Source organism: Dolichospermum sp. UHCC 0352, from assembly GCF_009711925.1.
In the GTDB taxonomy this organism is placed as follows: domain Bacteria; phylum Cyanobacteriota; class Cyanobacteriia; order Cyanobacteriales; family Nostocaceae; genus Dolichospermum; species Dolichospermum lemmermannii.
Genome location: NZ_VIKY01000227.1, coordinates 1 through 11,270, shown reverse-complemented (window position 1 = coordinate 11,270; position 11,270 = coordinate 1). Strand labels below are relative to the sequence as shown.

9 protein-coding genes and 1 pseudogene are annotated in these 11,270 nt (G+C 39.4%); 6 read left to right on the top strand and 4 right to left on the bottom strand.

Annotated elements, in window-relative coordinates:
- Positions 1 to 260: 260 nt before the first annotated feature.
- From ftsZ to FJR06_RS16190, 3 genes are all read right to left on the bottom strand, one after another.
- The gene (gene ftsZ, locus FJR06_RS16200) at positions 261 to 1,565 is read right to left on the bottom strand and encodes a cell division protein FtsZ (RefSeq protein WP_168651808.1); all 1,305 of its coding nucleotides are present in this window, start codon (positions 1,563 to 1,565) and stop codon (positions 261 to 263) included.
- Between the two features lie 852 nt (positions 1,566 to 2,417).
- Positions 2,418 to 3,359 carry a cell division protein FtsQ/DivIB gene (locus FJR06_RS16195; RefSeq protein WP_168651807.1) on the bottom strand — a complete coding sequence of 314 codons (942 nt, stop codon included), beginning with the start codon at positions 3,357 to 3,359 and terminating at the stop codon, positions 2,418 to 2,420.
- Positions 3,360 to 3,659: 300 nt separating this feature from the next.
- Positions 3,660 to 4,022: a hypothetical protein gene (locus FJR06_RS16190; protein WP_168651806.1), complete on the bottom strand. Its 363-nt coding sequence runs from the start codon at positions 4,020 to 4,022 to the stop codon at positions 3,660 to 3,662.
- Between the two features lie 511 nt (positions 4,023 to 4,533).
- Here FJR06_RS16190 and FJR06_RS16185 point away from each other — a divergent pair.
- The 6 genes and pseudogenes from FJR06_RS16185 (at position 4,534) to psaI (ending at position 10,802) form a co-directional block, all read left to right on the top strand.
- Positions 4,534 to 5,364: a photosystem II manganese-stabilizing polypeptide gene (locus tag FJR06_RS16185; protein WP_015081475.1), complete on the top strand. Its 831-nt coding sequence runs from the start codon at positions 4,534 to 4,536 to the stop codon at positions 5,362 to 5,364.
- A 673-nt stretch (positions 5,365 to 6,037) separates the two neighbouring features.
- Positions 6,038 to 6,599 (top strand): annotated as a pseudogene (locus FJR06_RS16180) (sigma-70 family RNA polymerase sigma factor).
- 106 nt (positions 6,600 to 6,705) lie between these two features.
- Positions 6,706 to 7,545 carry a hypothetical protein gene (locus FJR06_RS16175; protein ID WP_015081477.1) on the top strand — a complete coding sequence of 280 codons (840 nt, stop codon included), beginning with the start codon at positions 6,706 to 6,708 and terminating at the stop codon, positions 7,543 to 7,545.
- Positions 7,546 to 7,571: 26 nt separating this feature from the next.
- Positions 7,572 to 7,820 (top strand): hypothetical protein, encoded by a 249-nt coding sequence (locus FJR06_RS16170; protein ID WP_015081478.1) that lies wholly within the window; start codon positions 7,572 to 7,574, stop codon positions 7,818 to 7,820.
- A gap of 232 nt (positions 7,821 to 8,052) precedes the next feature.
- Positions 8,053 to 10,563: a hypothetical protein gene (locus tag FJR06_RS16165; protein WP_168651805.1), complete on the top strand. Its 2,511-nt coding sequence runs from the start codon at positions 8,053 to 8,055 to the stop codon at positions 10,561 to 10,563.
- Between the two features lie 98 nt (positions 10,564 to 10,661).
- Complete coding sequence (gene psaI / locus FJR06_RS16160; protein WP_015081480.1) at positions 10,662 to 10,802, top strand: photosystem I reaction center subunit VIII; 141 nt, start codon at positions 10,662 to 10,664, stop codon at positions 10,800 to 10,802.
- 296 nt (positions 10,803 to 11,098) lie between these two features.
- Here psaI and FJR06_RS16155 read toward each other — a convergent pair whose 3' ends face one another.
- Positions 11,099 to 11,218 (bottom strand): photosystem II reaction center protein J, encoded by a 120-nt coding sequence (locus FJR06_RS16155; protein WP_015081481.1) that lies wholly within the window; start codon positions 11,216 to 11,218, stop codon positions 11,099 to 11,101.
- Positions 11,219 to 11,270: the final 52 nt, after the last annotated feature.

Genomic DNA, 11,270 nt, shown 5'->3' with positions numbered 1-11,270 from the left:
GGGTTTTCGGCGTTCTTCCTTATAATTTTGAACTTTTTTAATAGGCTGCTTTTCAGCATTTAATTGAGTTACACCTATTGATTAGAATTATATCAGATACTTGGAGAGAAACCAAGAAAGTGTTCATTCCTCATCGACTAACATTGCTGATTTCGCTAGTTAGTCAAAAAAGTCACTCGCGCCTATTCATCTCATCACTTCCCTATCGGTTAGATGAGAGGCTTCTACTATTTAAGCTAAAATCTCATATTCACAATCAATTAATTTCTTGGTGGTGTCCGTCGTCTTTGCAGAAAATCGGGAATATCCAAAGAGGGTTTTTCTTTTGGTGGTTCTACAGATGGAGTGGGGTTATTAACAGGTTGTTGTAGTGGTGTAGGTCTTCTAGTGGTAGTAGTAGTGGGAATGGGAGTGACAACTCTAGGAGTAACAGTAGTTTGTGCAGATGGAGGTTGGATATCACCTGTAAATCCAGTCGCAATCACAGTAATTCTGACTTCTCCTTGGAGTCTGTCATCAATTACCGCTCCAAAAATAATATTGGCATTAGGATCAACCACTTCATAGATTGTTTCCGCCGCAGCATTAACTTCATGCAGGGTCAGATCACTACCACCAGTAATATTAAATACAACTCCTCTAGCTCCTTCAATAGAACATTCCAATAAAGGTGAAGAAATGGCGGCAATTGCGGCTTCTCTGGCCCTAGATTTACCCGAACTCACACCAATTCCCATCAAAGCTGATCCTGCATCTGCCATCACAGCCCGCACATCAGCAAAGTCAACGTTGACCAATCCAGGAATAGTAATAATATCAGAAATTCCTTGTACACCTTGACGCAACACATCATCAGCATAGCGAAAAGCTTCTTGCACAGGAGTTTGCTCAGGAATGACTTCCAACAGCTTATTATTGGGAATAATAATTAAGGTATCCACCCGACTTTTCAAGCCTTCAATTCCTTGTTCCGCTTGGCTAGTGCGTCTGCGTCCCTCAAAAATAAATGGTCGAGTCACTACACCAACGGTGAGAGCGCCCATTTCCTTGGCTATTTCTGCCACAATTGGGGCTGCACCTGTACCTGTACCACCACCCATACCAGCGGTAATAAATACTAGATCCGCACCTTCTAAAGCTGTGGCAATTTCATCACGAGATTCTTCCGCCGCTTTTTGACCAATAGCCGGATTTCCCCCTGCACCCAAGCCTCTAGTTAGTTTCTGCCCAATTTGCAAGCGACTAGGAGCGCCCGCTAAAGTCAGAGCTTGAGCATCAGTATTAATTGACCAAAACTCAACACCGGATACATCAGACTCAATCATGCGGTTGACAGCATTACCACCACCACCACCCACACCAATTACTTTGATGTTGGCAACACGGCCTGGCACAATTTCACCAATACCGCTATTTTCGAGAGAAATTCTCTTGCCATCTTTACCTTGAGCAAAGTTCATTCCAGAATTATTAAAGGGATTGCTTGAGTTAACTGCCAGAGAAAACCCTGGTTGTCCGGGATTTTGAGAGTTATAGATCAGCCCTTGGTTATTATCAAGTGTCATTGGATTTGTGAAAGGTAGATAAACGACTTTTTGCGGTGTGATTCACCTAAGAGTCAAATAATTGCCAAAATAAATTTTGGCACGCTATTTTATTTTTTTTACTATTCCCTAGCCTACATGATGGCAGGTGAGATGTGGCAATTTGTCCATGAGAGAGGTATAAAACCTCAGTTGCAGAGTCAGATATCCAGCCTGGTGCCTTCTAACTCTTTCTCCTTTGGGATTGTTGATTAGCTGTACAGTTTATGATACTAGCTGCTCATGTTGCTGACTCCCCCCCTATACTTTTTAAGAATAGTTCTAAAAAGTATAGACATTTATTTATCTCATCTTCTTTGTCAGCAGCAGATCACTTCAACAATAGCGTTAACTAAACTCAATACCTTCGCCATTTTTTGCTTTGTTGGGTTAAGCGACAGCGCAACCCAACGCTCATGTTGGGTTTCATCCTTCAACCCAACCTACGAATCAAGGCTTTTTTCAATTTGGCTAAGGTATTGCTAAACTCCTGGGCAGATCCCAGTATAACAACCCTATCTTTGGGCAAAAAGCTGTGATGACTGGTTGATATAAGATATTTAACTGGTTATTAACTGTTTGATAGAGCTTAAGCTTAGTCCTAGTAATAAGTTTTAATAACCTCCTGAATTTTTTTAGAATATTTTTTAGTTATTAATTTTACAACCCTTAGCATGATTTTTTAACTAACGGTTAAAAAATTCTATATCTATATGTATAATATATACCTAATTTACAAAAATATAAAATTAGCAACTCAAGTTACTAATTTAAAAGATTTGCCTATTCAGCTAGACAAAGGCCGAAGGGAGTAGAAAGAAAAAATGTTGAACTTCAACGGATTGGTGTTTTGTGCAGTGGCTCTGATTTCTTCATAACTAAGCCTGGATTTTTTTGATTCATTTGTACTAATGGAACAGCGGGATTTTTGATATCAATGTAATCTATATTACTAGTATTAACTTCATTCGGTAAACGGCGCATTTGTACAAGTGCTTGAATTTGCTCAGGTAATCTATTGCTAGGGCTGCCTAAATGCACAATTCCTAATTCAGTTTTCAAAATTAAATTTGTAGGATCTTGAAAATTAATTTCTGTCACTTTTAGAGAACTGTGACTGATAGCTTCATAAAGTTGAGTCCAGAATGGCTTGTATTGTGCGATCGCACCAATTACTATGAGTCGAGGTAATTTTGCTTTGGGGTTAATGGAGATATACCTTGATAAAGGCATCCACACGCCACTAGCATCCAGTAAACCTAGTTCATTTTGTTGATTAGCCATACCGCTATTTTGCAAACAAGACTTAACCTCAGAAGGCTTACCCGTGAATGAAGGAGTCAGAACACAACTGGTTATCCTTTGATTTTTGGTTATTTGGGCGATCGCTACTGGTACTCGTTCCTGGATTTCAATAATTAAACCAGGAGGTAATAACCGCCGTCTAACCGTAGCTTGGGCAATGTTCGGTTGTTTTCTTAAAGAATCAGCAATTAGGGAAGGTTCAATCCGCCATAAAGACTGGGGAGATGACAACCCCAACAATGAATAAATATCCTTTTGGGTCAAAACTTGACCACCAGATTTGATCACTATTTGCCCCGAATCCTTTAACACCCACATTGGTTGAATTGCTACCCAGAACAAAACCGAGGCCAATCCAGTGACAGCCAGCGTCCGCCAAATAGCCTGAAGAATTTTGAGTTGTCGCTGCCGACGCAATTTTTGGCGGCGTTGAGCTAAATTTGTCCGAGAAACTGATAATATCCCAGCCATTGTTTTCCTCTTGTAAATATCAGTCCAATTTATTCTGGATATTAAATTCGCTTATCTAGCAATTAAATTTAGCTAACATCATGGGTATTATGGAGAAAATTAGCTTTTAACAATAGTACCCAACGCATTGTAAATTCGGTAAAACTTTCCCACCTCATAAATTTACAGAAATATCCGGTAAGAGTAAAGCTCAGTCACTTTAGTGCTGAGATACAAGCGACACGAGCGAATTTACTCTTGATGGTGATGCTTTCACCATCAAATCCAAAAATATTTAATTTGTTAATTTTAAATATTGAACTATTCTGACGAGTTATCAATTTTGAAAACATCATGAGTATAGCTGGTAAGAGCATCCTCATCAGTAACTTCCTCAGACAAATTTACCAATAACGCCTGTACTCGCATTCGGGCAATATAAGGCCAACCGCCCTCAGACTCAATATCTCTGAGCAGCGAGTATAATCTTTGGCGATTATCAGGCAAATTTTCTTGAAACACTCCATCTCGAATTTCTTTGTGCAACTGTTCTAAATGACGTAACAAAGCCAGTAGAGAAATTACATCTCCACCGCAAGTTTGAGCTACATCTTTAACCGCACCAGAAATCGCTTGTAGCTGGCAGGACAAATCCCCAGATGTCCAATTTTGATCATGGTTCATGGAACGTTTTACTCCATAAAACTAATACGATACTGGAAAAGTCCCTAAATTGATCAATAAAAGAGTCAGATATCTTCAGATATAACGGTATGCACTGGAATGAGGAAGAAAAATTAGGTCAAAAGCCACCAGATAGCACTCGAGTTTCAATCCTGGCTCCTTCTTTCTAATTCCTGACTTCTGAATATATATCTTTCTAACTATTCTCAAGTAACAAGAATCCTTGATGGTAAGGTAGAGAAGGCTTTTCCATGATTTGTGCTGGATGACAGCCGAATTTAACCACTAGAGTGCTTTGATTTTGAGTTAAAAAAAATCGTATGATCTGGCTAATTTCCCTATCCAAACACTTTTGATGTATGTACTGACAACACATACATCATCCAGAATGGATGCGGTTCGCTGCTTAGTCTATGGTTTGAATTCCAGGCTCAGAAACGCAATGCGTTTAAGTGCGTTCAGTAAAACAGTTTGACAACTTAGATATTAATTTTTGAGATTGAGGTTAACCATGAGGTATCGCGCTTTAATTGTTGCTTTCTTTGCTCTATGCTTAGGGCTAATCACAGCTTGTAGTGATGCACCTTCTGCAAGCGTCAGTGATGTCCTCACCTACGAACAAATTCGCGGCACAGGGTTGGCTAACAAATGCCCCCAACTGACAGAAACCAGTCGTGGTTCAATTACTGTTGATCCTAATGTGACATACAGCATCAAAGAACTTTGTTTAGAACCAACCAGTTTCTTTGTCAAAGAAGAACCTGCTAACAAACGTCAAAAAGCAGAATTTGTATCTGGTAAAGTTATGACCAGATATACTTCTACCATTGACCAAGTACAAGGTCAGCTAACTAGCAATCCAGATCATAGCTTGACTTTTACGGAAGAAGATGGTCTTGATTTTCAAGCTATCACCGTTAAACTTCCTGGTGGTGAATTAGTACCTTTCTTGTTTACCATCAAAAGCTTGGTTGCACAAACACAACCTAATTTAACTAGCATTAACACATCCACTGACTTTGAAGGAACTTTTAAAGTCCCTTCCTATCGTGGTGCAGCTTTCTTAGATCCTAAAGGTCGTGGTGTTGTTAGTGGCTATGACAATGCTGTAGCTTTACCAGCCGGATCTGATAATGAAGATCTAACTCGTACTAATGTCAAGCGGGCAGAAATCCTCAAAGGTAAAATTTCCTTGCAAGTAGCCAAAGTAGATAGCACTTCTGGTGAAATAGCTGGGACTTTTGAAAGTGAACAACCTTCTGATACCGATTTAGGTGCAGGTGAACCTAAAGAAGTGAAGATTCGTGGTTTATTCTACGGTCGAATTGAGCCTCGCGCCTAAATATTGATACAACCTCATGGGAGTTTAAAATCCATAAGTATTTTGGTAATTTAGTAATCTAATATACCTCCATGAGTTTGGAAATGAACAACAATTCAGCAGTCACGAAAATTTATTTGTGGCAATGCCTTAACCAAGATGCACTCTGCATCTTGGTTTTTTTTGGAAAACTACGGTTGTTTAATTTCCACGTAAATTTACTGATTTAAAATTTTATTTTTTTTTGCTGAAAAGTTGGAGATGAATTTAATTATTTAATTACGTAATATTACTCATTCAATCAAGAGAAGACAGCAGATAAACAAAAATAATCGCAGCCCAAAGCTTGATCCTCATCAACTATTGCCAATTCTCAAGACCTATAAGCAAATCTCATAGTTAATTAGTTAAATTAGGCGCAATCCCGGTTTATTATTAGATTGCTAATTGTATATTTTAAGTTTATGACAGTTGTTTAATAAATTAGGAAGTATACTCAACTAATTTGAGTAAAAAAAATATCAGGACAATCTTGCCATTGCTAATTGTATTGTGCAGAGCATTTACGGCGATTTTGTCTGGACAAGATTTTTCTGTGATGTAGGATTTGCAACCATTCAGCCAAGAGCAGAAATAGTGACTAGTTTTAAAAGCGATTATATACCAAATATACTTGTTCAAGAACCAAAGTGTTATGCCTAATAAAACCACTGACGAAACATCTACTAACAAACTGAAACATGAAAATTCACAGTTGTTGCGAGAGTATCAGCAATCCCGTTCGGAAAGAGTTCGCAATCAACTGGTAAAACTCAATTTTGGACTAGCCAGAAAGGAAGCCCATTATTGGATTAATCAGTGTAATGAGAGCTATGAGGATCTTCTCCAGGTAGCCTGTATGGGCTTAATTAGAGCAATTGAGAAATTTGAACTTTCTAAGGGAAATGCTTTTAGTTCCTATGCGATGCCCTATATTCGTGGTGAAATTCAACATTATTTGCGAGATAAAGGCGTAACTGTGAGAATACCTAGACGGTGGTTAGCACTCCAACAACAAGCTGTTGGGCTTTCCCGTTCTCTGTCCGAGCAATATAATCGCCCACCGACTGATAGCGAATTAGCGGCTGCATTTTTTCTATGATTTAACCCAAAAACAAGTAGCAGCACATTTAGGCATTAGTGTTGTCACAGTTTCTCGCCAAGTTAAAAAAGGCTTAGATATGTTGAAAAAGATTATGGGGGTGACGGAAGATTAGTTATAGAATAACCCGGTAAGCGTAAAACTCAGTCCCTTTAGGCTGAGATATAAGCAACTCGTGCGACTTAAGTCGCAGTCTTTTCTATAGTTTTTGAGAGCAGCTAATGGGTAAAAATTCGCATATTACAGCTACAGCCGCAGCTATTTTAGCAACCTTGGCACTGACTGGCTGTACGGTGGGTGAACCGCCAACAGCTACTAATACTGCCAGTCCTGCACCAACTCCTAGTCTTCAAGCAACTGCGCCGCAAACGACACAGCCACCATCTTTGGCTCAACCTTTTAATAATCCTCTGATATCTACCAAACCACCAGTGAGTCCTGGGTCAGTTGGTAGTTTGATTCAACCGACAAATGGCACAGAGCGGTTGGGTGTGGTACAGAAAGGACGAACAGACCCCTTTGGGCAAATTGTGGAGAAGATAGGTTCTAGAACTACTAAGCTACCAGGTGAAAAAATTGCAGTTCCTAAATTACCCCCTTTACCTACAGTAACTCAGCAAAAATCAATCAAGACAAAACCATCGCAGATAGCGCAGTTACCCAAAAAATCCCCACAGATAGCTATAAAACCAGTTTTACCGACTGTTTTAGCGGGATCTCTCCCCTCTCCTAAACTCAAAACTGTGTTACCAGTAGCACGACAGCCGGAAACCGCTAGAGCAGTGATTGTGAGTGGTGTAATCTTAATTGGTAAAGTACCTCAAGCAATTGTGAAAGTACCGAATGAGCCAACTAGTAGATATGTAAAACCAGGTCAAAGGCTGGTGAATGGGGTGTTAGTAAAACGGATTGAAATGAGCCAAGGTGCTAATCCTACCGTGATTTTGGAACAGTACGGTATTGAAGTTGCTAAACAAGTAGGGGAAAAACCTTCTAAAACATCTAAACCAGCAACTACAGCTTCTGTGGGTAATGGTATTTCTGTGATTAAGCAAGTTTGAAAATCTTGTGGGAGCAAAGAATAGATATGGTGACACAAGAGAAAATAGAGTTTGCTGGTTTACCCTTGGCTGTATATCGGGAAATAGCAGCGCATCTCCGGCAGGTGGTGGGGGTAGAAGTGGGATTAATACCGCAAACATCCTCAGAGTTTGATTACAACCAAAGTCAAATTTCTGGGTTATGGATTTCATGGACAGCAGCCGCTGATGAGGAAAGTCGGTCAAGGTGCAAGCAGATAGTGGCTTATTATCAAAACCGCTATGAATGTGGATAAAATTCAAGAAGGTAAGTTGCTGGTTAGCTAACAACTAACAACTAACAACTGTACGGGCGAAGCATTTGGAGAACTATTTTTGGCAATGACCGATAATTTATCTTCCAAATGCTTCGCCCCTACTAACAACTGACGACTAAACTTAGGTTAATAGCAGATGGCTGGGTTAAACTGACAAGCAAGTTAATGCAAAATATTAATTGGCTGCTCTTAGGTTTAGGCGTTATTTATAATGGAAAACTGGCAATTTCTGATACAGAAACAGGGAGACCGCACTTGGCGGACTTTAGAGTCGCCAAATTTAACGATTTTAGCGGATAATTACCGAGTTTTGGCTCGTTCTTATCTGAATAATATGGATGTTGATGTGCGAGTGACTTACATATCAACCCAGGAGGTTCCACCGAAACGGCGAATTCTCAAGCGATCGCATCGGACTAATAGTGAAGGATTGATGGCGGTAATTCCTTTTACCTACTTTAAACCAGGGATTTGGGAGTTACGATGCTCTGGAGATATTATGTCAGAGATGCTCGGTAAATCCTGGCAACATACTCTCCTTATCCAAGTATCACCCCCAGAACCTAGTCCCCAGTCTCTAACTCAACTGGCTGAGGAATCTGATCTGGCTTCAAATGCTGATACTCAAGTCAGTATAGTTATGAATCATGGAACTCCAGTCTGGTTTAAGGGGGAAACAACTGAGCAGATTTTACAAAACTTATTAGATTTAGCCTTACCTCAAGATGAACCTTTGCTGGACGAGGAGACTATTGAGAATGCTCCTACTTTACCGCCACCTTTAGCACTGAATTTGAGTTTAGATCAAGATACTTATGTTGCTCGTTGGGGAGACAATTTTATCATTCATGGCGATGTGGAAGTCAATGAAATAGAGAATCTGGAAGATGAGAGATTTGCCATGAATGGTGTGAGTCAGCTACGGCTAGAAATTACCCTGCGATCGCCTTCAGAATCAAGAATCCTTAACCACATAGATCAGCCATTAACAGATCAAGTCTTACCTTTTAGCTTTAGTACCCTGATTGATATTCCCCTTGATTGTGAATCTAAGTTGCTTTTAGCAGAGATTAATTTATATGGTGCATTAGCTGATGTTGGTGAAGTCATACTTTTAGCTAACCATACTTTCACAATTACAGCCGATATCACTGATTTACTAGCACTACAAACTTCTCGGTCGGATTACCGTGACTACTCTTTACCAGAAACTAATCCACCAGTTAAGCCCAAGCCCTCTGTCAAGATTCGGTTAGAACTTTTCAATGTGGCTAAAAGTCCCAAGTTAGCACAGTTTCACATTTTAAAGCCCTCCCCAAACCAACCTTTACCACCCCAAATTAAACCCCTGATATCCTGGCAATTTCTTTCACCACAGTTGCCAAATTTACCTCACAATCCCAGAAGTGAGATTAATACTGATTCGGAAACAGATTCCCTCACAAAAACCCTGGCTATTCACCCAATTGATTTGAAGAAGTTGGTAATTAAACCAGTTAATACTATTTTTCCCTACTTGAAACGATTAAAAGTTAAGCCTGTTCCAGGGAAAACAGCCAATGATCAGTTAAATGTTGAAAAATTAGCAACTTTGCAGAAATCCCCACAGCTACCGACTATAGTGACTTTACCAGCAAAAATACCAGAATTACCAGTAGATAATCTTCCGCAGTCCGATCAGTCTATGATTGATGATACATCCTATGCAGAATTAATAGCAGAGATTGTGGCGGGGGTGACTAAAAGTGAAGAATTAGATTTGGTGGATTCTCAGGAAAATTCTGTAATTATCCAGAGTGAAGAATTAGATTTGGTGGATTCTCAGGAAAATTCTGTAATTATCCAGAGTGAAGAATTAGATTTGGTGGATTCTCAGGAAAATTCTGTAATTATCCAGAGTGAAGAATTAGATTTGGTGGATTCTCAGGAAAATTCTGTAATTATCCAGAGTGAAGGATTAGATTTGGTGGATTCTCAAGAAAATTCCTCTCTTTTGCAACAATGGATAGACAGTCAAGGATACTTATTGACTGAAGCAGTTTTTCAAGAATCCTCAGACAATGATCTTGGGGAAGAAACTCAAACTGTAGATGTGGAAGTGCTGTTAAGTAGGGAAAAAGAAATTCAGGAAGATCCCATTGCTGACAATATTCCCTTAGAAATTAATAAACCGGAAACAGTCAATATACTGAATCCAATACCAACCGAGCCTGGATGGTTATCACAAGAAATAGTTATAGATGATTTGGTTATGGAATGGGATGCGGATAGCTGGAGTGATGAAGCTATAGCAGATCATCATTATTCCCCCCTACCGGAGAATGAAACTGCGGCAGATTTCTCTGGTGTGATGATGGAGTCTTTACCAACTCCCCAATTGTATTTATCAGAGGGTGAACTTGTCGCTGGCACATCTGTAATGGTGCGTGTAAAATTACCTGAAGTTTCATCTTCGGTAGTGGTTAAGTTATGGGTTGAAGATTATCAAACCCGGAGTCTACTAGATAGACCACATATCCTGCCAGATTTGCGTTCTAATGCCTGCGGAGAATGGGAAACAGCGATCTACCTAAAAATTCCTTTTGGCTGCTTAGAAATCCGTTTATCAGCGATCGCTCTCCATCAAACTACTCAGCAGGAAAGTGACAAATTCACTATCATCAAGACAGTAATTCCCCCTAATTTACCCAGGATAGAAATGGATGAAATGTTGGGAATGTAAACAGGTGTGTTAAAAATCTTGATAATTTAGCAAATAAGGGAGGATTTTGCAGTAAGCTCAATTTGAATTGCAGTAAGACTTTACAGGACTTTAATTCTATGTCAAGTTCATTTTTGCCTACTATTTTGGCTTATTCCTCCTTTTTGCCTTCTGTTTTCGTTCCCCTAACTGGCTTGGTTTTACCAGCAGTTATTTTCGCGTTTTTGTTTTCATACATTGAACGCGAAGATATTGCTTAATTAGGGTATGGGTAATTGGTTACTTAATTTTGTCACCAATTATCTATTTGAAAACAAACAAAACCGCCTATCTCATGGAGTTAGGCGGTTTTTATGGCGATTTTTGCAGAAGAAGTTCAAAAATGATAATCAAGCAAAAATCTAGTCTTTTGTATTTCTAATTGCTATCTTCTTCCAGAATAGTAGTTACCAGGTAGGTTAGGACAGAGATTGGTTAAAAAAGTCATCTTACAAAAGACTTTCAAACTTCCTATTCCCTGTTCCCTGTTCCCTGTTCCCTGTTCCCTGCTATAGCATTACATTGAAGAACCAATTCCTGAGTAAGATCCATAAAAGAAAATACCTACAACAGTAATTACACCTAAACCTGCAATCGTAGCGACGACCCACAGGGGAATTCTTCCACTTCCAGACACAGTTTTTTCCTCACTTACAAAAATTGTCAGTTGTCAGTTGTCAGTTGTCAGT